Origin of the sequence: Streptomyces sp. NPDC002490 (assembly GCF_040296045.1) — a bacterium.
Taxonomy (GTDB): domain Bacteria; phylum Actinomycetota; class Actinomycetes; order Streptomycetales; family Streptomycetaceae; genus Streptomyces.
In genome coordinates this window covers 134,668-154,791 of record NZ_JBEOWM010000010.1, presented here as the reverse complement: position 1 = coordinate 154,791, position 20,124 = coordinate 134,668, and the positions used below count along the sequence as shown (strand labels likewise).

20 protein-coding genes are annotated in these 20,124 nt (G+C 71.6%); 12 read left to right on the top strand and 8 right to left on the bottom strand.

The window, feature by feature from the left end; all coding sequences use genetic code 11:
* Positions 1 to 7: 7 nt before the first annotated feature.
* Complete coding sequence (locus ABT092_RS09340; RefSeq protein ID WP_502968410.1) at positions 8 to 388, bottom strand: DUF8819 family protein; 381 nt, start codon at positions 386 to 388, stop codon at positions 8 to 10.
* Between the two features lie 62 nt (positions 389 to 450).
* Complete coding sequence (locus ABT092_RS09335) at positions 451 to 1,287, bottom strand: SDR family NAD(P)-dependent oxidoreductase (RefSeq protein WP_351241536.1); 837 nt, start codon at positions 1,285 to 1,287, stop codon at positions 451 to 453.
* Between the two features lie 86 nt (positions 1,288 to 1,373).
* Between ABT092_RS09335 and ABT092_RS09330 the strand changes: the two genes are divergently transcribed.
* From ABT092_RS09330 to ABT092_RS09320, 3 genes are all read left to right on the top strand, one after another.
* The gene (locus ABT092_RS09330; protein WP_351241534.1) at positions 1,374 to 1,946 is read left to right on the top strand and encodes a TetR/AcrR family transcriptional regulator; all 573 of its coding nucleotides are present in this window, start codon (positions 1,374 to 1,376) and stop codon (positions 1,944 to 1,946) included.
* 152 nt (positions 1,947 to 2,098) lie between these two features.
* On the top strand, positions 2,099 to 2,677 hold the full coding sequence (locus ABT092_RS09325; protein WP_351241532.1) for an EF-hand domain-containing protein: 579 nt from the start codon (positions 2,099 to 2,101) through the stop codon (positions 2,675 to 2,677).
* A complete protein-coding gene (locus ABT092_RS09320; protein WP_351241530.1) occupies positions 2,674 to 3,720 on the top strand; it encodes a terpene synthase family protein in 1,047 nt (348 codons plus the stop codon). The genes ABT092_RS09325 and ABT092_RS09320 overlap by 4 nt, the downstream gene beginning before the upstream one ends.
* A gap of 25 nt (positions 3,721 to 3,745) precedes the next feature.
* On the opposite strand, the gene ABT092_RS09315 is transcribed toward ABT092_RS09320, so the two are convergent.
* Both ABT092_RS09315 and ABT092_RS09310 read right to left on the bottom strand, forming a co-directional pair.
* Positions 3,746 to 4,981, bottom strand: coding sequence for a Cmx/CmrA family chloramphenicol efflux MFS transporter (locus ABT092_RS09315; protein WP_351241596.1), 1,236 nt, complete (start codon positions 4,979 to 4,981; stop codon positions 3,746 to 3,748).
* A gap of 247 nt (positions 4,982 to 5,228) precedes the next feature.
* Positions 5,229 to 5,927: an HD domain-containing protein gene (locus tag ABT092_RS09310; protein ID WP_351241528.1), complete on the bottom strand. Its 699-nt coding sequence runs from the start codon at positions 5,925 to 5,927 to the stop codon at positions 5,229 to 5,231.
* 433 nt (positions 5,928 to 6,360) lie between these two features.
* Here ABT092_RS09310 and ABT092_RS09305 point away from each other — a divergent pair, with 433 nt between their 5' ends.
* On the top strand, positions 6,361 to 7,059 hold the full coding sequence (locus tag ABT092_RS09305) for a copper homeostasis protein CutC (RefSeq protein ID WP_351241526.1): 699 nt from the start codon (positions 6,361 to 6,363) through the stop codon (positions 7,057 to 7,059).
* Between the two features lie 28 nt (positions 7,060 to 7,087).
* On the opposite strand, the gene ABT092_RS09300 is transcribed toward ABT092_RS09305, so the two are convergent.
* Positions 7,088 to 9,208 carry a HelD family protein gene (locus ABT092_RS09300; RefSeq protein ID WP_502968409.1) on the bottom strand — a complete coding sequence of 707 codons (2,121 nt, stop codon included), beginning with the start codon at positions 9,206 to 9,208 and terminating at the stop codon, positions 7,088 to 7,090.
* Positions 9,209 to 9,415: 207 nt separating this feature from the next.
* Between ABT092_RS09300 and ABT092_RS09295 the strand changes: the two genes are divergently transcribed.
* The 6 genes from ABT092_RS09295 to ABT092_RS09270 all read left to right on the top strand — a co-directional run bounded on the left by ABT092_RS09295 (position 9,416) and on the right by ABT092_RS09270 (position 15,518).
* Positions 9,416 to 9,922, top strand: coding sequence for an SRPBCC family protein (locus tag ABT092_RS09295; protein WP_351241524.1), 507 nt, complete (start codon positions 9,416 to 9,418; stop codon positions 9,920 to 9,922).
* 273 nt (positions 9,923 to 10,195) lie between these two features.
* Positions 10,196 to 11,089, top strand: coding sequence for a glycosyltransferase family 2 protein (locus ABT092_RS09290; RefSeq protein ID WP_351241522.1), 894 nt, complete (start codon positions 10,196 to 10,198; stop codon positions 11,087 to 11,089).
* 53 nt (positions 11,090 to 11,142) lie between these two features.
* A complete protein-coding gene (locus tag ABT092_RS09285) occupies positions 11,143 to 11,619 on the top strand; it encodes an RpiB/LacA/LacB family sugar-phosphate isomerase (RefSeq protein WP_351241592.1) in 477 nt (158 codons plus the stop codon).
* Between the two features lie 38 nt (positions 11,620 to 11,657).
* Positions 11,658 to 12,860, top strand: a complete 1,203-nt coding sequence (locus tag ABT092_RS09280; protein WP_351241520.1) for a DegT/DnrJ/EryC1/StrS family aminotransferase — start codon at positions 11,658 to 11,660, stop codon at positions 12,858 to 12,860.
* Positions 12,861 to 12,924: 64 nt separating this feature from the next.
* Positions 12,925 to 14,730 carry a B12-binding domain-containing radical SAM protein gene (locus tag ABT092_RS09275; RefSeq protein ID WP_351241518.1) on the top strand — a complete coding sequence of 602 codons (1,806 nt, stop codon included), beginning with the start codon at positions 12,925 to 12,927 and terminating at the stop codon, positions 14,728 to 14,730.
* Complete coding sequence (locus tag ABT092_RS09270) at positions 14,727 to 15,518, top strand: nucleoside phosphorylase (RefSeq protein ID WP_351241516.1); 792 nt, start codon at positions 14,727 to 14,729, stop codon at positions 15,516 to 15,518. Before ABT092_RS09275 ends, ABT092_RS09270 begins: the two co-directional genes overlap by 4 nt.
* A 225-nt stretch (positions 15,519 to 15,743) precedes the next feature.
* Here ABT092_RS09270 and ABT092_RS09265 read toward each other — a convergent pair whose 3' ends face one another.
* A complete protein-coding gene (locus ABT092_RS09265) occupies positions 15,744 to 16,262 on the bottom strand; it encodes a hypothetical protein (RefSeq protein ID WP_351241514.1) in 519 nt (172 codons plus the stop codon).
* A 159-nt stretch (positions 16,263 to 16,421) separates the two neighbouring features.
* Between ABT092_RS09265 and ABT092_RS09260 the strand changes: the two genes are divergently transcribed.
* On the top strand, positions 16,422 to 16,613 hold the full coding sequence (locus tag ABT092_RS09260; RefSeq protein ID WP_351241512.1) for a hypothetical protein: 192 nt from the start codon (positions 16,422 to 16,424) through the stop codon (positions 16,611 to 16,613).
* 61 nt (positions 16,614 to 16,674) lie between these two features.
* Here ABT092_RS09260 and ABT092_RS09255 read toward each other — a convergent pair whose 3' ends face one another.
* Both ABT092_RS09255 and ABT092_RS09250 read right to left on the bottom strand, forming a co-directional pair.
* Positions 16,675 to 16,941: a hypothetical protein gene (locus tag ABT092_RS09255; protein ID WP_351241510.1), complete on the bottom strand. Its 267-nt coding sequence runs from the start codon at positions 16,939 to 16,941 to the stop codon at positions 16,675 to 16,677.
* A gap of 11 nt (positions 16,942 to 16,952) precedes the next feature.
* Positions 16,953 to 18,602, bottom strand: a complete 1,650-nt coding sequence (locus ABT092_RS09250; protein WP_351241508.1) for a DNA repair helicase XPB — start codon at positions 18,600 to 18,602, stop codon at positions 16,953 to 16,955.
* Between the two features lie 213 nt (positions 18,603 to 18,815).
* On the opposite strand from ABT092_RS09250, the gene ABT092_RS09245 reads away from it, so the two are divergent.
* Positions 18,816 to 20,120, top strand: a complete 1,305-nt coding sequence (locus ABT092_RS09245) for an AAA family ATPase (RefSeq protein ID WP_351241506.1) — start codon at positions 18,816 to 18,818, stop codon at positions 20,118 to 20,120.
* Positions 20,121 to 20,124 lie beyond the last annotated feature (4 nt).

Sequence of the window (20,124 nt, the reverse complement as noted above, 5' to 3'; positions counted from 1 at the left end):
CCGGGGCTCACGGACCAGCCGTGCCGGGCAGCCGTCCCAGCGAACCCACCGGGGCCACCGAGACGCCCGCCTCGCTGCACACCCAGTGCGGGTCGGCGCCCAGCTCGGGCTCCACGTCCAGGGCGTGCGGCTCGCCGGAGGCGCACACCGGGCAGAGCGGCCACCGCCCGTACCGCTCCAGCAGCGCGTCCTGCACGTCCTGGGCGACCAGCCCGGTCAGGTACGCGGTGCCTTCCGGCCACTGCTCGGCCCACCAGCGACGGTGCGTCACCGAGTCCTCCACCAACGAGACCACGTCCGCTTCGGCGACGTTCCTCGCGGCCAGGTCGGCCATCACCAGCGCCCGCGCCGCGTGCAGCGCCTGTTCGATTCCGGACACGTTCTCCACCCTGCCATTGTGCGCCCCGCCGCGGGGCCAGGCGCACCCGGTGGCCGCCGGGGCGGGGGGCGTCACAGGGTGGCCTCGACCAGTGCCGTCAGCCGTGCGCACTCCTCGGCCTCGCGGGGACCGGCGGCGAGCGGGCGCCGGGTGCCGCCGCGGTACGCCGCCCGCCCCGGAGCGGGGTCGTCGAGGAGCCGGACGAGTGGGCGGACGGCGGTGGCCGGGCGCTGCCCCAGCAGCCCCCCGAGGACGGTGACGCCGAGCCTGGCGGCCGTGCCGAACTCGCCGGCGAAGCCGGAGCGGACCAGCCGGGCGGGGCCCCAGGTCACATAGGCGAGGTCGGGATCGAGCCCGGTGGCGAGGACGCCGAGGAGTTCGTTGGCCCGTCGCTGCTGGGCGTTGGACCGGGCGAAGGTGAACCCCGTGGCCATCCCCGGGTCCTCGAAGTCGATCGCGTCGGGGCGGGCCCCGGGGACCGCAGCGTTCACGACCACCGGCCGGGCCGCCGCTGCCAGGACCGGGGCGACCCCGGTGACCAGCAGGTACTTGCTCAGGAAGAACAGCGCCCAGGAGGCTTCGTGGCCCTCGGGCGTCAGATGCCGGCGTCGGCGGACGAAGGACGCGGCCAGCACCAGGGCGTCGATCCGCGGGTGCCGCTCCGTCAGCCGGCCGACCGTGCGGCGGGCCTCGGCGACCGAGGACAGGTCGGCGGCGAGGAACTCGGCCCGAGCCGCCACGGGCGGCCCGGCGTCGCCCCCGCCCGTGGCGGACGCCTTCGCCACCAGCGTCTCGAACTTGGCGCGGTCCCTGCCGATCGCCACGACCCGGTCACCCGCCGTCAGGTAGTGGTGGGCCAAGGCCGCGCCCATCCCGTCGGTGCCTCCCGTGATCACGATCGTGCGCACGTGGACCGCCTCCCCTTTTCCGGAACACCTGTTCCGGTAACGATACCCCAAGAGGAACACCTGTTCCGGATTGATAGGGTCGCGGCATGGCACAGGACCGCAGACAGCGGCGCGACGCCGCCGCCAACCGGGAACGCATCCTGACCGCGGCCGGCGAGGCGTTCCGTCGGGCGGGGATGGCGGTGGACATGCGGGCCGTCGCCACGGCCGCCGGGGTGGGCGTCGGCACCCTCTACCGGCACTTCCCCACCCGCGAACACCTCGTGCACGCCGTGACGGGCGCCGACCTCGCGGCGCTGGCCCGGGTCGCCCTGCCCGCCGGAGCCACCTCGATCGACGCCCTGCGCACCTACTTCACCGCGATGCTCACCGCCCTCGCCGGCAACCGGGCGATGGTCGACGTGCTCGCCGCCGGACCACCGACCGGCGCCGACCTCGAACGGTGCCGCGCCCATCTGACCGCGATCGGTCGGGACGCCGTCGAACGGTCCCGGACGGACGGCGCCCTCGCCCCGGACGTGACCGCCGAGGACGTCGCCCACCAGTTCCTCGGCCTCGTCCGGATCGTGCAACTGCTGCCGGACGCCGGACCGGTCCCCGTCGCGCACCAGGTGGACCTCGCGCTGCGGGCACTCGCCGCCCCCGGGCCCTGGAGCTGACGCAAGAGTCCCGTGGTGCGTTCACTCATCAGTGGGGCGGATGTTGACAGCCCGCTGTGACAGCCCTAAGGAGAAAGGGGAGTCGACATCCGCGCGGCACCGGAACGGACGTTCCGGGGGCGGTGCCCGAGCGCGGGGAAACGGAACCTGCCATGGACGCGGGACGCCTGCTGGCCAACAAGCTCGACTGGTCGTACCTCCACATCGACGCCGACCGCAACGGCCTGATCGAGCGCCAGGACCTGCTCGGACTCGCCGCCCACCTGCTCCTCACCTACGCGGAACCCTCGTCCACCCCGAAGGGCCAGGCCCTGATGGGCGCCTTCGACCGGTTCTGGGACACCCTCTCCGCCCACTGCGACACCGACCGCGACGGCCGGATCACCCCGACCGAGTACCGGGACGGGATGCGGGCCGCCTACGTCGACGGCGACCGGTTCGACGCGATCTTCCACCCCGCCGCCACGGCCCTGGCACTCGTCGCCGACACCGACGGGGACGGCGGGATCGACCGGCCCGAGTTCCTGGCGATGGAAGCCGTGCTCGGGGTGTCGCAGGCCGAGGGGCGTACCGCGTTCGAGCGGCTGGACACCAACGCGGACGGCGCGCTGGACGTCCCGGAGTACCTCACCGCGGTCCGCGAGTACTACACCAGCCCCGACCCCGACGCCCCCGGCAACTGGCTGTACGGGGCCACCTTCCGGTTCCCGTTCCCCGCGGCACCGCGGTGACGGGCCCCTTCCCGCAGGCCCCGCCCGGCCCGGCGTCCGCGACGGCCCCCGGGCCGGGCGCCCGGCCCGCGCTGTCCACGGCCACCCGCTGGCTGTCCGCCCCGTACCGCCGCCACCGGCACGCCGCCGAGCTGGAACGGCGGGCCCGGCAGTGGGCCGCCGGGAGCGGGCTCGCCGCCGGCCCGGCGGCGGTCCGACTGCGCGCCCACGGCCTGGACCGGCTCGCCGCCGTCGTCCTGTCCGAGGAGCGGGACGAACAGGTACTCCGCTACGCCCGCTGGCTGATCTGGGTGTTCCACCTCGACGACCACGTCGAGTCCCGCACCACCCCCGAGGCGGTCGAGACCCTCTTCGGGGGGCTGCTGGACCGGATCGGGCCGCCCGGCACCGTCGCCCCCGCGCCGCGCGGGGAAGCCGACGGGGACGGGCGGGCGGTGGCGGAGGTGCTGACCGACCTGTGGCGGCGGACCGGCCGGGGCATGAGCGACCACTGGCAGCAGCGGTTCCGCCGCCATCTGCGCCAGCAGCGCGCCGGCTGCCTGCGCGAGCACCTGCTGCGCGCCACCGGCACGGTGCCCACCCCGCAGGAGTACCCGCGGCTGCGCCGGTGGTCCAGCGGCCCGTGGCTCTACGACCTGCCCGAGGCGGTGCTCGGCGTCGAACTGCCGCCCGCCTTCGCCGCCACCGCCCTGTGGCGGGAGCTGACCCACCACGTCGGCGACGCCGCCAACGGGTGCAACGACCTGCTGTCCGCGGAGAAGGAGAGCGCCGACCGGCTCACCGTGAACCACCTGCTCGTCGCCCGCCACCGGAAGGGACTGACCGGGGCGGAGGCCGTGCAGTGGGTCACCGAACACGTCGTCGACCGCTTGGACCGGGCGGCGGAGCTGGGGCGGCGCGCCCCGGCCGCCGCCCAGGACCTCGGCCTGTCGCCCGCCGCCGTCCGCGAGGTCAGCCGGGTCGTCTGCGCCACCCTCAACTTCCCCGCCGCCTACCTCACCTGGGCCCTGGGCTCGGCGCGCTACGCGCCCCCGCCCCCCTGACGCCCCCGCCGGGTCACGGGCTCGGTCACGGTGCCGTGGCCGCCCCGGCGCACCTCGGCTCGGCCCCGTCCAGCGGCACCGCGCGCGGGGTGCCGGCGACGATGCGGGAGGAGGCGGTCCGTCGGTGCAGCCGGAGCGAGGCCGCCACCAGCCCGATCGCGGTGAGCAGCATCGCGGCGCCCGCCCATGCGGTCGCCGCGTAGCCCCAGCCGGCGTCGATCACGGTGCCGCCCAGCCAGGGGCCGCCCGTGTTGCCGATGTTGAACGCGGCGGTGGTGGTGGCCCCGGCGAGGGTCGGCGCGGCACCGGCCACGTTGAACATCCGGGCGTTCAACGCGGGGGCGGTGTAGAAGGCGGAGACGCCCAGCAGGAAGGAGAGGGCGACGGCCGCCACCGCCCACTGGCCCAGCAACGCCAGCGCGGTCAGCAACACCGTCGAGGCGGCGGTGCCCGACAGCATCACCCCGAACAGGTGGGCGTCCGCGAACCGGCCGCCGAGCAGGGTCCCGATCAGCGCCCCCAGCCCGAACAGGCCGAGCACGACGGGCACCCAGCCCTCGGTGAGGCCGGCCACGTCGGTCAGCAACGGGGCGAGGTAGCTGAACGCGCAGAACACGCCGCCCGCGGCGAGCGCGGTCACCGCGATGGCCAGCCACACCTGACGGTCGCGGTAGATGCGCAGTTCGCCGCGGAGCCGCGGCCGCTCGGCGGGCACCGGAATGCGCGGGATCAGGGTGAGGACGCCCACCAGCGCCACCACCGAGGCCAGGCCGACCGCCCAGAACGCGGACCGCCACCCCAGGTGCTCGCCGAGGAACGCGCCGGCCGGGACGCCCAGGACGTTGGCGATCGACAGCCCGCCGATCATCACGGCCATGGCCCGGGCCCGCGCGGTGACCGGCACCATCGCGATGGCGACCGCGGCCCCCAGCGCCCAGAACCCGGCGCACGCCAGCGCGCTCACCACCCGCGAGGCGAACAGCACCTCGTAGTTCGGGGCGAGCGCACCGGCCACCTGGCCGAGCCCGAAGGTGGTCAGCAGCGCCACCAGCGTGGCCTTGCGCGGCAACCGGAGGGTCGCCACGGCGAGCAGCGGCGCGCCCACCACCATGCCCACCGCGAACGCGGAGATCAGCAGCCCGGCCTGGGGGATGGTGACGCCCATGTCGCGGGCGATCGGCGGCAGCAGCCCCGACAGCATGAACTCGCTGGTGCCGAGCGCGAAGACGGACAGCCCGAGGATGTGGACCGCCAACGGCATGCGGGTGGCGGAGCGGGGGTCGGCGGGGGACGGGGGCCGGGTCGAGGGGGCCTGGGAGGAGCTCGCGGCGTGCTCCGGGACGTGGGGTATCGGCTCAGGCATGTTCGGTGACAACGGGTCGACGGCGGGTGGGCATTCCCGCATCCGGTGTGTTTCCGGTCGCATCCGGCGTTCTCCGCGGACGCCACGAAGCGGTCGCCGGCGGACCCGGCCCCGTCCCCCGGCGGCACGGCCCAGGCGGCGCCGGTCAGGCGCGCCGGGCGGGCGGAGCGGCGAGTTCCGCGAGCTCGGCGGTCAGGTTGCGGCGTGCCGCGGCCTCCCAGTGCCGGGCGCCGTGGGGCGTGCCGTAGAGCCGGGGGAGGGCCAGCAGCCGGCGCAGGACCTCGGCCCGACCGGTCCGGAACGCCGGGTCGGGCACGAAGTGGTACTCGGTGCGGACGGCCTCCGCGTAGGCCCGGTACCGGGCGGGGGTGCCGGCGAGGACGGCCAGGTCGGCGTCGCACAGCACCGCGCCGTTGCGGTCGCCGTCCCGCACCGCGTGGTCGGCGGTCAGCCGCACCAGTCGGACCACCTCGGCCACCGCGGACGGGTCGAGCCCCAGCTCGGCGAGCGCCCGCTCGGCGAGCCGGGCGCTGCGCTCCTCGTTCTCGGAGCGGTCGGGCCGGTACACCGCGTCGTGGAACCAGGCGGCGAGCCGGACGAGCGCGGGTTCGGCGGCGTGTGCGGCCAGGGTGTCGACGTGCTCCAGCACCGCGCTCAGATGGGCGACGGTGTGGTAGGCCCGGGGCTCCTCGCTCCAGCGCCGCAGCAACTCCGCGCCGTACTCCCGGACGCCGGGGTCGGTCGCCGCCGCGGCGGCGCCGGTGGCCTCCCGCACGGCCTCGCCCCAGCGCGCCAGGAGCGCCTCGTCCCGTTCCGGGCCCGGGCCCGCGTCCACCGCCGTCATGTCCTCATTGTCGCCGGGCCGCCGCGGGCCGGGCGCGTGGGGGAGGCGGCCGGTTCCGTGCGGCGCTGGAGGGGCCCGGGCGGTGGCGCCTCGGCCACAACGGGGCCGGGCCGGTGCCGGCCCGGATCGGGCCGCGGTGCCGGCACACGCCGCTGGCCAGCGGGTTTGCCGCTGAACGGGGAGGAAAGGGCGTACCGTGGGCGGCGGCATCCCGCCACCATGGCCACTTCCACCCGCTTTGCGGGGCGGGCCGTCTGTTGGTGAAAGCCCTTGCGGCGTAGGCTGGCAATGGACTAGACCTGTTGAGCTACTCGTTGGTACGCGCACGCGTCACGCGGTGCTCCGGCGGGCAGCGGCGGCAGCGAGTCCGCCGACGTACACCGCAGCAGGCTCCGGGAGCCCCCGGGCCGACCGCCGAGAGATGGGGTCCCCCATGAGCAAGCGTGCACTCCTGGAGGTGATCGCCCTCGATGCGAGGGACGCCGTCGCCGCCCGGGCCGGAGGCGCGGACCGCTTGGAACTCGTCGCCGACATGGCCGCGGACGGGCTGACCCCGTCCCGCGAGACCTTCGCGGCGATCCGGGACGCCGTCGACATCCCCCTACGGGTCATGCTCCGCCTCAGCGACGGCTTCGCCGCCGGTGACGCCCGGTCCATCGAGGCGCTCGCCGAAGCCGCCCGCGACCTGCGCGCCGAAGGCGCGGACGAGTTCGTCCTGGGCTTCCTCACCGACACCGACGAGGCCGACCTGTACGCGATCGAGGCGCTCGCCGCCGAACTGGCCGGCTGTCGCTGGACCTTCCACCGCGCCATCGACCGCGCCGCCGACCGGGACGCCCTGCGCAAGCAACTCGCCGACCTGCCGGGTCTGGACACCTACCTCACCGCCGGCTCCGCCGCCGGCGTCGAGGACGGCCTGGGCACCCTCCTCGCCGAGGCCGCCCGCAGCGGCGAGCCCGGCTACGAGCAGCAGATCCTGGTGGGCGGCGGACTGCACCTGGAACACGTCCCCGCCCTGCGCGCCGGCGGCATCGACGGCTTCCACATCGGCGGCGCCTCCCGCCCCGAAGGCTGGGACGGCCCCGTCTCCGCGGACGCCGTCCGCCGGTGGCGGCTCGCCCTCGACGGCTGAGCCCACCCGCCGCCCGTCCCGCCCCGGATCAGCGGTCCAGGGCGGGCGGCAGCGGCTCGGCGTGCACCACCACCAGCCCGGACACCGCCCGGGTCAGGGCCACGTACAGCCGCCGCAGCCCGGTCCGCTCGTCCGGCTCGCCCGCGACCACCGCCGCCGGCTCGTCCAGCACCACCCGGTCGTACTCCAGGCCCTTGGCCAGCGAGGCCGGAACCAGGGCGAGCCGCACCTCGGCCCGGGTCTCCTCACCCGGCGCCAGATGGGGCACCCCGGCCGCCGCCAGGGCCGCCGTCCAGTCGGGAACGCGCGCGTCCGCCGCGATCAACCCCACCGAACCCTCCCGCCCCAACGCCTCCGCCACCGCCGACAGCACCGCCGACTCCCGCTCCTCCACCATGACGTGACGGACTGTCAGCGAACCCGGGGCCTCCCGCACCGACTCCACCGCGGCCAGCCCCGGCGCGATCCGGGGCAGCAGCCGCGAGGCGTACCCGATCACCTCCTGCGGCACCCGGAACCCGGCCGTCAACTCCTCCACCACCGCATCCGCCTTGCCCAGGTGCCCCAAGGCTGCGGCCCAGTCACGGGTCGCCCACGGGGTGGTGCCCTGCGCCAGATCGCCCAGCACCGTCGCCGACCCCGTCGAACAGCGCCGCCCCACCGCCCGGTACTGCATCGGCGACAGGTCCTGCGCCTCGTCCAGCACCACGTGCCCCAGCGACGGGGTGCGCTCCACCAGGTCCCGCGCCTCGTCGATCAGCACCGCGTCCGCCGTCGACCACCTGGCGCTGCGCACCCCGCGCGACGCCCGCTCCCAGAGCACCGCCCGCTGCTCCTCCTCGTCCAACAGCCCCGCCGCGTGCTCCGCCAGGAACCCCGCGTCGGAGAGCAGCCGCCACACCAACGTCGCCGGATCGACCGGCGGCCACACCCGCTTGACCGCCGCCTTCACCGCCCGGTCCCGGGCCACCGCGTCCTGCACCCGGTCGTCCGGGGCCTCGCCCGCCTGCTCCATCCGCACCAGCACCGCATGCGCGATCCGCTGCGGCAGCGCCTCCCGCGCCGCCCCGTACCGCAACCCCCGCCCCAGCAACTCCTCGACCATCTCCGCGAGTTCGTACGCCGGCACCCGCCAGCGCCGGGAACCGCGCACCACCACCACCGGCTCCTCGACCACGGTCACCTGCGCGTACAGCGCCCGCCGCAACACCTCGGCCATCCGCGCGTCGCCCTTCACCACCGCGGCCCGCGCACCGTCCACGGCGCGCACCTCCACGTGCCCGACCAACTCCTCCAAGGTGGCCTGCCGCACCTGCACCTCGCCCAGCGCCGGCAACACCTGCTCGATGTACCGCAGGAACGACCGGTTCGGCCCGATCACCAGGGTCCCGGTGCGGGCCAGCCGCTCCCGGTGCGCGTACAACAGGTACGCCACCCGGTGCAGCCCCACCGCCGTCTTCCCGGTGCCCGGCCCGCCCTGCACGCACACCGTGCCGGTCAGCCCGCCGCGCACGATCTCGTCCTGCTCCGGCTGGATCGTCGCCACGATGTCCCGCATCGGCCCCACCCGGGGCCGTTCGATCTCCCGTTGCAGCAGCGCGCTGGCGCCCGGCCCCCCTCCGGCCCCGGGGTCCACCGGATCCGACAGCCGCTCGTCCTCGTACGCGGTCAGTTCCCCGCCCGTGTAGCCGAACCTGCGGCGCAGCCCCACGTCCAACGGCTCCGCCCGGGAGGCCCGGTAGAACGCCTGCGAGACGGGCGCACGCCAGTCGATCACCATCGGATCGCCCGCCGCGTCGTGCACGTGCCGGCGCCCGATGTAGAACCGCTCGCCCGCCGCCTCCGCTGCCGGTTGCGGGCCCGGAGCGGACAGGAAGTCGACGCGCCCGAAGAACAAGGGCGTGTGCGCGTGGTCGGCCAGCGCCTCGATCCGCAACTCGATCTGGTGTTCCAACGCCTCCCGGTTGACCCAGTTCGCCGTCACGTCCCGGATGTCGAGGGACTCCACCTCGTCCCGCATCACCCGCAGCGCCGCCCGGGAAGCGGCGAGGTGCGTCCGCTCCCGCACCAACGGATCACCGTCCGGGGCGGCAGCGGGCGGGGGAGCGGGGACGGCGTCGGCAACGGGATCGTGGTGCGTGCGGGACACGGGTGCGGGCCTTCCGGACGGGTGCGGGCAGGACGATCGGGCCGTCCGGTTCCGACCGGGCGGCGGCACTCCGTGCGGGAGGCGGGCAAGGGCGGAGAGCTTAGGCGAGACGGGCACTCCCGCGCCAACGGGTTTCCGTCCCGGACCGTCACCGATGGCTTACCCTTCGCGCATGGACGAGGTGCCCACACGCACGGAGGACGCCGCATGACACCGCAGCTCACGGGCCGGCTCCTGGCCACGGGCGAGGGCACCGACCTGCTCCTCGCCCGCGGTTTCGACGCCCCCGTCGCCGACGTCTGGGCGAGCCTGACCGAGCCCGAGCGCACCGCGCTCTGGTTCGGCCCCTGGGAGGGCCGCGCCGCCCCCGGCCGCACGGTACGGGTCCGGATGGCCTTCGAGGAGGGCGAGCCCCGGTCCAGCGTCCGCATCGAGACCTGCGAGCCGCCCCGTCGGCTGGTCGTGACCACCCAGGACGCCTTCGGCTCCTGGCGCCTGGAGGCCCGGCTCACCGAGACCCCCGGCCCGCACACCGAGTTCACGCTCGTCCACCACCTCGCCGGCACCGAGGGCCTGGGCGAGATCGGCCCCGGCTGGGAGTGCTACCTCGACCGCCTCGTCCACGCCCGCGAGGGCGGCGAGCCCCCGCGCTTCGGCGACTACTACCCGGCGCTGAAGGAGCCCTACGAGAGGCTGCGGGCCGTCCCGGGCTGAGGGGCGCGAACAGAGGGCGGGAGACCAGAGGTGGGCACCTGCCCGAGACGCCCGGTGTCGAGGACACCTCCCGTGTCCGGAACCGTTCATGCCGGGTTGGTGAACAGGCCACTGAGCGGGTACACAGAGTTCTTGCCGAAGTGCCATGGGCGCTACGCTGCGCTGGGCTGCACCAACAGGTCCGTTCTTCGGGTCACCTTCACATGCCCCGCCGGATCCACGTGCGTCCGGCCATAGGCGGGCGTCAGTCCAGCAGGAGAAAGTCAGGTCACGGTGAGCAGGGAAGAGTCCGCTGCGAAACGTACGGTCGACGTCGTCGTCCTCACCATGAATGACCGGGATCAGGAGTTCCGTGCGGCGATGGCTTCGGTCGTCGCCCAGCAGGGGGTCGATCTACGCCTCGTCATCGTCGGGAACGGTGTGGAGCCGGACTACGTCCCCGAGGGCGCCTTGAGTGTGGCGCTCGAAGCCAACGAAGGCATTCCCGAAGGGCGCAACGTCGGGGCCCGGGCGCTGGCGACGGGAGGTGCCGAGTTCGTGCTCTTCTTCGACAACGACGCCGTGCTCCCCGACCCGCACACCCTCACACGGCTGATCGCCCAGTTCGACCGGCGTGCGGACCTCGCGTACGTGCAGCCGAGGATCGCCGACCCCGTGACTGGTGAAACCCTGGGACGGTGGGTTCCCCGGCTCCGGTCCGGTGACGCCCGACGCTCGGGTGTCGTCACCCTCATGGCGGAGGGAGTCGTGCTCGTGAGACGGGCAGATTTCGATGCAGCGGGTGGTTGGCCCGGGCACTTCTTCCTCTTCCACGAGGGAGTGGATCTCTCATGGCGGTTGTGGGACCTCGGACGGGTCGGCTGGTACGCCGGTGACATCGAGGTGCACCATCCCGCGACCAACCCGGCACGACACGGCCCCTTCTACCGGATGGTCGCGCGCAACCGCGTCTGGGTGGCTCGTCGGCGTCTCCCCGCACCGCTGGTTCCCGTCTACCTGTCTGCCTGGGTGGTGATCAGCACCTGGCGGTTCCGTGCCTCCGGAAATCTGACCACCGTGTTCAAGGGGTTCGCCGAGGGGGTGCGCGGAGGCCACGGAGAGCGTCGGCCGATGTCCTGGCGGACGGTGTGGCGACTGACCAGAGCCGGTCGTCCGCCGATCATCTGATCTCGGCACCTCTCGACTCGGGCCCAGAACCCACCATTCTGGAGGCCATGTTCATGCTCGCGGGACTGCGCGTCGCCATCGGCTCAGATCGGGCCGGCGCTGCCTACCACCCGATCCTCGCTGATCAACTGCAACGTCACCCCAGAGTCCGGCAGGTCGTCGGTGTCGGCGCCGCCGACGTTCCGCACACCTATCCCGAGGTCGGCTTTGCTGCGGCGCAACTCATCGACGCGGGCCTTGTCGACAGGGCTTTGCTGATGTGTCACACCGGTTTGGGCATGGCGATTGCAGCCAACAAGGTGACTGGCGTCCGTGCGGTCACCGCCCATGACCCGCTCAGCGTGGAACACGCCGTCACCCACAACAACGCCCAGGTTCTGTGCCTGGGCGTTGGAGTCGTAGGAGTGGCTCTCGCCCGTCAGCTCACCGAGGAGTGGCTGACCCATGCCTACAACCCAGCTTCTCGCGCTGCTGCGAAGCTCTCGTTGATCGCCGAGTTCGAACACCGTCGCCAGCGTGATTCCAGCTGAACGCACCTCTGTCCAACCGTGTGCTCGGGAGGATCCGTATGCCCACTGACACCACCACCGTGCCCCGTAGCCGGACACCACGGCGCTGGCCTGACGAACCGGCTCAGGGCGGGTGGTACACCGAAGCCGAAGAGGCCGCCGTTCGGGAAGTGATGGCTGACTCCCAGCCGTGGCGGATCGGGTGGCGCGGAAAGGATCGCGTTGCTGCTTTCGAAAATGCATTCCAGAACAGAGCTGGTGCTCGATATGCGGTGGCCTTCAACGGTGGTGGGACCGCGCTGGAGATGGTTCTGAAGTGCCTGGACATCCGGCCTGGAGACGAGGTGATCAGCTGCGCGCTGAACTTCGTTGGCACCCACCTGCCGGTCATCCACCAAGGCGGGAACCTGGTCCTCGCCGAGCCCGATCCGTTGACCCTGAACCTCGACCCCGTGGACGTCGAGCACCGACTCACCAGTCGTACCCGTGCCATCCTCGTTACCCATTGGAACGGACTGGCAGCGGACTTGCGTCCCTTCCTCGCCCTGGCCGAACGCCACCCCAACCCGCACCACGGTCCCCCGGCAGTGATCGTAGACGCCGCGCGTGCCTGCGGAGGCACCACCCCGTCCGGGCTCCCGGTCGGAGCCGAGGGCTGGGCGACGATCTTCAGTTTCGAGACCAAGAAGTTGATGACGACGTTCGGGCAGGGAGGCATGGTCACCACCGACAACCCTGTCCTCGCTGACAGACTACGGAGGCTGCGCACCTACGGGCTGAGTCAGGAGTGGGGAACGAACCAGCAACTCACCAAGATCCAGGCAGCGGTTGGCCTCACCCAGCTCGGCCGCTTGGACGAGATGAACGCTGCTCGTGTCGTCCGCTCCCACCAGCGCACCCGACTCCTGGAGGGCATCAGGCACCTCACTCTTCCCCCGGTCCTCCACGGTGGCCAGCACGTGTACTACCGCTACAACCTTCTTGTGCCCGGGAGTTGGGCGGGTGCAGGTCGGGATGCCCTCATGGAACTGCTCGCGGATGAGTACGGGCTCGGCAGCATCATCAATGATCCGCCCACCTATGCCAGTCACGACTACATCCGCGCTCACGTCGCCGGCCAGGCGTGCCCCCGGGCCGAGTGGCTCGCAGCCCGTCTCCTCTGCCCCTGCTTCCATCCACTCATCACTGAGGACGACGAGCGCGAGATCTGTGCCGCCATTCGGGAGGCCACCGCGCGCGTCGCCCGGAGTTTCGACGTCTGATGCCTTCCGCGTCCCCGTGCGCCTGTTGGCGTTCGTCTCCGCTTCGTCGATGAAGGAACCAGACATGTCTCAGATCGCTCAGGAGATCGCCTCCATCGAGGCCCGCGAGACGCTGCTCGGCCCCCCGTACCCCAAGGGGCATGCGAGGGATGACCTACGGATGGTCTTCATGTTTCCCTACGGGCACGGATTTTCCCTGATGTGCAACGGGCCAATGGCTCTGTATGACCTCATCAACCGTGACGTCACCTTGCCTGCCCATGCGGAACGGGCCGTCCAATATGACTGCCTGGTTCAAGAAGGTAATCGCCTCACCACTCCTGGTGATGAGCCGTATCGAAGCATCGAGTCCGTCGCGCCGGTCCATGAGGCGGATGTCCTCGGGTTGTCAGTGACCAATTCCGGCGACCTGCACTCAGTCTTCCGTCTCTTGGACCTCGCAGGAGTCCCACGCCGTGCTGTTGACCGCGTACCCGGCATTCACCCTCTCGTCGTCGGAGGGCAGGGTGGCCTGGCCAACCCCGAAGTCCTGGCCGACTACTTGGACGTCATCGCGCTCGGCGAGGCCGAGAAGTCCCTGCCTGAGCTCTTACGAACGGTGCACACTCATCGGCGTTCTCCCGATGGCTCCACCTCGCTCCACGAGCAACTCGCTCGAATTCCTGGCCTGTACGTACCGGCCATGTACGAGTGTGACTTGGTCGCGGGAGGAGGGGTGAGCGCAGTGAGACCCAAGACACCCACAGTGCCTTCCCGGGTGCGCGCTCAATGGCTTGCGTTGACCGAGTTGCACGATGCGCACTTCGTGCATCCGATCACGGACGGTACGGCTTCCGGATTAATTCCGCTGATCGGATGCCGTCATAAGTGCTCCTTCTGTACTTTGCGGACGCCCCCATTCCGGCAGGCGCCACTGAGCATGCTTATCTCCCGTATTGACCGCCTTGAAGAGCTCGGTGTTCCCGCCATCATCATCAGCGCCCCCACATTCACCCAGTACCAACACCGTGCTGAACTCCTTGCGCGAATTCGTGCTTACCGGGAGGAGGCCAGGGGGCGGGGTGTCAAGGTGAGTACGATCATCGGATCAGTCCGCGCCGACGAGATGACTCCCGACTACTTACGTGATGTCAACGAACTCGGCGATTTCGGGCACTTGTTCACCGAATTGAATCTTGCACAGGCTCGCGGCATCATCACCGTGGCTCCGGAGTTCGCCGATGCCGATCTGATCGCCCTGTACGGAAAAACCATGACGCCCGAGCGGGTTGACCGTGCCGTCGACCGGTGCCGCGAGGTCTCCGACCTCATCAACACGATGATGCTCTACTTCATCATCGGAGCGCCCGGCGAACGCCATGAGGACCGACTCGCGATCGCTGACCGTGCTCGTGAAATCCGCGATCGACTTGGCCGACCTGACGCCTCGGTCGTCATCAAGTTGCATCAGTTCATGCCGGAGCCGGGTACTCCAGCGCAGCGGCTGGCCATGAGCGACCCCGTCCGAGTTGACGGCTACGTCGAGGACATCACTGCCCGCCTGCGTGACCTCGTCGGCGCGGATGCGTTCAACCAGCACTACCGCGTTCAGTACGGCGAAACCAACCGCCTTCACCTCGAAGCGGTGTGTCTACGTGGAGACCGTCGGGTCGGGCACGTACTGGAGCAACTCCACGACAGTGAAGTCGACTTCACGTCACTGAATCCTCAGGATCTCATGCGCGCGATGGCGGACCACGGCCTCGATTTCGAACGGCACTTGCGGTACATGGACGATGTCGTGCTTCCTTGGCACATCGTCAACGAAGTTGATCCGGATGAGGAACGACAACTCGCTGAGGCGATCCGGAGGAGGACGACCTCTTCGTGAACGTCTCGAGGCGTGACGTCGTGCTGCCGGCCGGGAAGCACCGGCTGCCTTCGCTGACCCATCCCTCCGAGCACGCGTCCTACGTCCGTGCTCGACGACCCGAGGCGGACCTGACCCGCGCTGCGGGCGTCGTCCTGCTGTACCAGTCGTCGATCGCGAAGATCGCAGCGCGCCGCTGCGGTACCCGACCACTGGACCGTTGGGTGTCCGCCGATCTTCATCTGACGGTCGACAACGTCGTGCTCTGCTCCGGATTCGGGCGTGGCGCACCTGCTGCCGGTCTCATAGTCGAACAGCTCGTCGCTCTCGGCGCCCGTGCTGTGATCACCATCGGCACCGCCGCTGCCCTGGTCGAAGACTTGGTTCCGGGCAACCTGGTGATCTGTCGTGAGGCTCTACGTGGTGAAGGGCTTTCCCACCACTACCTGGCCCCCGGCCGTTACAGCGCTCCCGACACAGGGTTGACTGCGCTCCTGACCCACGAGGTGGGGGGCCTTGAATCCACCGTACGTTCGGGACGTGCTTGGACCACCGACGCTCTGTACCGGGAGAGCGCCGCCGAGGTACAGGCGTTCACTGCCGAAGGCGTGGTGTGTGTGGAGATGGAAGCCGCAGGGGTGCTTGCTGTCGCTCGCTATCGGCGGGTTCCAGCAGCTGGCGCCTTCGTCATTGCGGACTCGCTCGTCCAGCGAACGCCACGGTGTGACTCTCCTGAGGTGGTGGAAGGCCTTCGTGTGCTGCTCGACGCAGCCGTACGTGCCCTCTGCGGACGAGTGGTCGTTCGGTGATCACAACAAGGGCGGTGGTCGGGAGCCTGTGGCCCGCGAGGGCGGCGAGCCCCCGCGCTTCGGCGACTACTACCCGGCGCTGAAGGAGCCCTACGAGAGGCTGCGGGTCGTCCCGGGCTGAGGCGTTCGGCCTCCCGGATGCCGGGAGGCCCGCCCCCGACCGGCCGTTGCGCGCGCCGTGCGCTCCCGCGGCACCCGGCGCTCACCGCACCGGCGGAGCGCCCCTCACCGCACGCCCCCCGCCGGGGTGTCCGCGCTCCAGCCGGCGAGCCGGTCGGCGAGCGGGCCGCTGCCGTCGAGGACGTGGCGCACGAACGCCTCGCGTTCGTGCGCCAGCAGCGCGGCCTCCCAGACGCAGGGGCCGAGGCCGGCACGGCCCGGGCGGAGCCGTTCGGGGCGCCCGGGAGGCCCGGTGAAGACGGCCAGGTCGGACATGTGCCCCTCGATCCAGCTGTGGACCAGGACGTAGTCGCCGTCGCCACCGGCGTGCACGATCAGTAGCGCGAGCCCGAGCGAGCCGCGGAGGCGGCCCGATCCCAGGTGCTCCGCCGCGACGCGTAGCGCGGCGGCCACGTCCTGCTCCGTCACCGTGCGGCCCGGAGCCCGGAGGGAGTAGACCTTCACCAGGTGGCCGCCGACCTCCCGGGTGCCGACCGCCCGTGCCTCGCGCTGGTGGTGCCCCCGGGCCAGGGCCAGCAGTGCTTCCGCGTCCACCGCCGCCGGCAGTGCCTCGTGCTCGCTCATCCCCCCATCATGCGCCTCGTCCGAGAGGCTGAGGCCCGTCCCCCCTGAGGCGTAGGGGACGGGCACGGGGTGCCCGTGGCACCTGGGGAGGACCCCGGCGGCCACCGGTTCCGTCCTCGGACAGATGCCCCCGGCGTGCGGGAAACCGACACTGGAGGTATGAGCAGCGCAACCATCACCCCCGGTCCCGTCCCCGCCGACCTCGCCGGTGCCACCGCCGTCACCGGCGAGCACCGCGCCCACCGGGTGGGCGACGCCCTGCGGGTCCTGAAGGTCTTCGTCTCGACGGCGTTCGGCGTCGCCGTGCTCGGCGAGTACGCCCGCGAGGCCGGCGTCCGCACCCGCGGCTGACCCTCCCGCCCCCGCCCCTTCCCGACCGCCTGCGACCCCGCACCCGGCAAGGGCGCCCGGCTCACGCGAAGGGGTCGCCGATCGCCCCGCTCAACCGCACCAGCCCCGGCGAGCCCCGGTCGTCCTCCACCACCAGGTACACGGTGTACGTCCAGCCGTGCTCGGCCGCCCGTGCCGCGGCCCAGGCCAGGACCTCCTCCACGTCCCGCTCGCCCAGCACCTCGTACTCGTCGGAGGCGCCGGCCGCCCGGTCCCAGAAGTACACGCGGTAGCGGCCGTGATCCCGCTCCCACTCGATGTCACGGGGGTCGACGCCTCGGATCTCCACGATCGGAGATCCTAAGCGGGGGACCCCCCGAGCAACTCGTCCGCGTCGACGATCCGGTACGCGTACCCCTGCTCGGCCAGGAACCGCTGGCGGTGCGCGGCGAAGTCCTGGTCGATGGTGTCCCGGGCCACCACCGAGTAGAAGCGGGCCTCGTGCCCGTCCGCCTTCGGCCGCAGCACCCGGCCGAGGCGCTGGGCCTCCTCCTGACGCGAGCCGAAGGTGCCCGACACCTGGATGGCGACCGTCGCCTCCGGCAGGTCGATCGAGAAGTTGGCGACCTTCGACACCACCAGCACCGAGATCTCCCCGGCCCGGAACGCGTCGAACAGCTTCTCGCGCTGCGCGTTCGAGGTCTCGCCCTTGATCACGGGCGCGTCGAGGTGCGCCCCCAACTCGTCGAGCTGGTCGATGTACTGGCCGATGACCAAGGTCTGCTCGCCCCGGTGGCGGCGCACCAGCGCCTCGGTGACCCGCCGCTTGGTCGCGGTGGTCGCACAGAACCGGTACTTCTCCTCCGGCTCCGCCGTCGCGTACGCCAGCCGCTCGGCGTCGGTCAGGTTGACCCGCACCTCCACGCAGTCGGCGGGGGCGATGTACCCCTGGGCCTCGATCTCCTTCCAGGGGGCGTCGAAGCGCTTGGGGCCGATCAGCGAGAACACGTCCGACTCGCGGCCGTCCTCGCGGACCAGCGTCGCGGTCAGCCCGAGCCGACGACGGGCCTGGAGGTCCGCGGTGAACTTGAACACCGGCGCGGGCAACAGGTGCACCTCGTCGTAGACGACGAGCCCCCAGTCCCGGGAGTCGAAGAGCTCCAGGTGCGGGTAGACGCCCTTCCGCCGGGTGGTCAGCACCTGGTAGGTGGCGATGGTGACCGGCCGGATCTCCTTCTTCGTCCCGCTGTACTCGCCGATCTCGTCCTCAGTGAGCGAGGTCCGGCGCACCAGCTCGTGCTTCCACTGCCGGGCCGAGACGGTGTTGGTGACCAGGATCAACGTGGTGGCCTTCGCCTCCGCCATCGCCCCGGCGCCGACCAGCGTCTTGCCCGCCCCGCAGGGCAGCACCACGACCCCGGAACCGCCGTGCCAGAAGCCGTCCACCGCCTGTCGCTGGTAGGGGCGCAGCGCCCAGCCGTCCTCGGCCAGCTCGATCGGGTGGGCCTCCCCGTCGACGTACCCGGCGAGGTCCTCGGCCGGCCAGCCCAGCTTCAACAGCGTCTGCTTGATCTGCCCGCGCTCGGAGGGGTGCACGGCGACGGTGTCCGCGTCGATCCGGGCGCCCACCAGCGGGGCGATCCGCTTGGAGCGCAGCACCTCCTCCAGCACCGGCCGGTCGGTGGTCGTCAGGACCAGCCCGTGCGCCGGGTGCTTGCTGAGGGTGAGCCGCCCGTAACGGTCCATGGTCTCGGCGATGTCCACCAGCAGTGCGTGCGGCACCGGGTACCGGCTGTACTCCACCAGGGCGTCCACCACCTGCTCGGCGTCGTGCCCGGCGGCCCGCGCGTTCCACAGGCCCAGCGGGGTGATGCGGTAGGTGTGGATGTGCTCGGGCGCGCGTTCCAGCTCCGCGAACGGCGCGATCGCCCGACGACAGGCGTCGGCCCGGTCGTGGTCGACCTCCAGGAGGAGGGTCTTGTCCGATTGGACGATGAGTGGTCCGTTCACGTCCGTGCATCCCTTCCGCGCCGGCCAAACCTCCAGTTTGCCGCATGGGCGGAACAAGCTGGCGGTCCATGATCGGTACAGGGGAGAGGCCCGTCCGGAATTCGCCCCTCCCGGAGAGTGAACAGCGCTAGCCGTTGCGTCAGAAGGCTAGTACCGTCAAATTTTGTCCGGTCAGACCGTTAAACGTCATCGATCGGTGTTGGAGGAGGGGCTGTGCTCTTGAGATTCCAGGTAACCAACCACGCGTCGCTGCGGGACGAGCAGGAACTGTCGCTCGTCGCCTCCGCCCGTCATCCGGAGCGGGCCGAGCGTGCCCTCGCGAACGGTGAGCATCACGTAGTGCCGGTCGTCGCGATCTACGGGACCAATGCCTCGGGCAAGTCCAACGTGATCGACGCGATCAGTTGGATGCGCAGTGCGGTCCTGTCGTCGTTCCGCCGCTGGGATCCCACCGGCGGGGTGCCCCGGCGCCCCTTCGCCCTGCGCCGTGACGCCGCGGACTGGCCCACGTCCTTCGCCGTCGACTTCGCGCTGGACGGGACGCGCTACGAATTCGGGTTCACGGTCGACGACGAACGCGTCACCGAGGAGTGGCTGTACTACTACCCGGAGCGCAAGGCCAACCGGTTGTACGAGCGGACCGGGGACGCCGTCACGTTCGGCCGTTCCCTGACGGGGCGCAAGAAGGTCATCTCCGAACTGCTCCGCCCCAACAGCCTCTACCTCTCGGTCGCGGCCGCCCAAGGACATTCTCAGCTCGGTCGCGTCTTCCGATGGTTCCAGTCGGGGCTGCGGATCGCCACCGACGGCAACTTCCGGTCACGGCTGGACCGCACCGTGCGCCTGCTGTCCGACCAGGGTCGGAACTCGGCCGGCCGCGCCCCCGTGCTGACGCTCCTCGGCTTCGCCGACCTGGGGGTATCGGGTCTGAAGGTCGAAGAGCCCGACGAGGCGGTGATGGACGAGTACCGCCGGCTCACCCGGGTGATGCGGGACGTCCTCGGGGACAAGGTCCACGTGGAGAACCCGGGGCCGCGTTCGGTGCAGGTCGAGCACCGGACCGCCGAGGGCACCTTCCCCCTCGACCTGTCCCAGGAATCGAGCGGCACGCGGACCTGGATCGGCATGATGGGCCCGGTCCTCATGGCCCTGGCGGAGGGGAGCGTGCTGTGCGTGGACGAACTCGACGCCCGTCTGCACCCCTATCTGGTCGACGCCCTGGTCGGGATGTTCCAGTCGGGCGAGACCAACCGCTTCGGGGCCCAACTGCTCTTCAGCACGCACGAGGCGGCCCTGTTGGGGAAGAACGTCCGGACCGAACTGCACAGGGACCAGGTGTGGTTCACCGAGAAGGACCGGGAGACCCAGGCCACGCGGGTCTTCCCGTTGACCGAGTTCCACGTTCGGGAATCGGTCGAGAACCTGGAGAAGCGCTATCTCGCCGGCCGGTATGGAGCAGTGCCGCACCTGGACGACGAGGCCCTGCGCGAGATCGCCGCAGGGGTGGGAGGGGCGTAGGTGG

Excerpts from the sequence above, each read along its gene's own strand:
- ABT092_RS09295 (WP_351241524.1), top strand. The coding sequence starts at position 9,416 with ATGACACCGCAGCTCACGGGCCGGCTCCTGGCCACGGGCGAGGGCACC.
- ABT092_RS09330 (WP_351241534.1), top strand. The coding sequence starts at position 1,374 with ATGGCACAGGACCGCAGACAGCGGCGCGACGCCGCCGCCAACCGGGAA.
- ABT092_RS09280 (WP_351241520.1), top strand. The coding sequence starts at position 11,658 with ATGCCCACTGACACCACCACCGTGCCCCGTAGCCGGACACCACGGCGC.
- ABT092_RS09265 (WP_351241514.1), bottom strand. The coding sequence starts at position 16,262 with ATGAGCGAGCACGAGGCACTGCCGGCGGCGGTGGACGCGGAAGCACTG.
- ABT092_RS09310 (WP_351241528.1), bottom strand. The coding sequence starts at position 5,927 with ATGACGGCGGTGGACGCGGGCCCGGGCCCGGAACGGGACGAGGCGCTC.
- ABT092_RS09260 (WP_351241512.1), top strand. The coding sequence starts at position 16,422 with ATGAGCAGCGCAACCATCACCCCCGGTCCCGTCCCCGCCGACCTCGCC.
- ABT092_RS09275 (WP_351241518.1), top strand. The coding sequence starts at position 12,925 with ATGTCTCAGATCGCTCAGGAGATCGCCTCCATCGAGGCCCGCGAGACG.
- ABT092_RS09315 (WP_351241596.1), bottom strand. The coding sequence starts at position 4,981 with ATGCCGTTGGCGGTCCACATCCTCGGGCTGTCCGTCTTCGCGCTCGGC.
- ABT092_RS09285 (WP_351241592.1), top strand. The coding sequence starts at position 11,143 with ATGCTCGCGGGACTGCGCGTCGCCATCGGCTCAGATCGGGCCGGCGCT.
- ABT092_RS09325 (WP_351241532.1), top strand. The coding sequence starts at position 2,099 with ATGGACGCGGGACGCCTGCTGGCCAACAAGCTCGACTGGTCGTACCTC.
- ABT092_RS09305 (WP_351241526.1), top strand. The coding sequence starts at position 6,361 with ATGAGCAAGCGTGCACTCCTGGAGGTGATCGCCCTCGATGCGAGGGAC.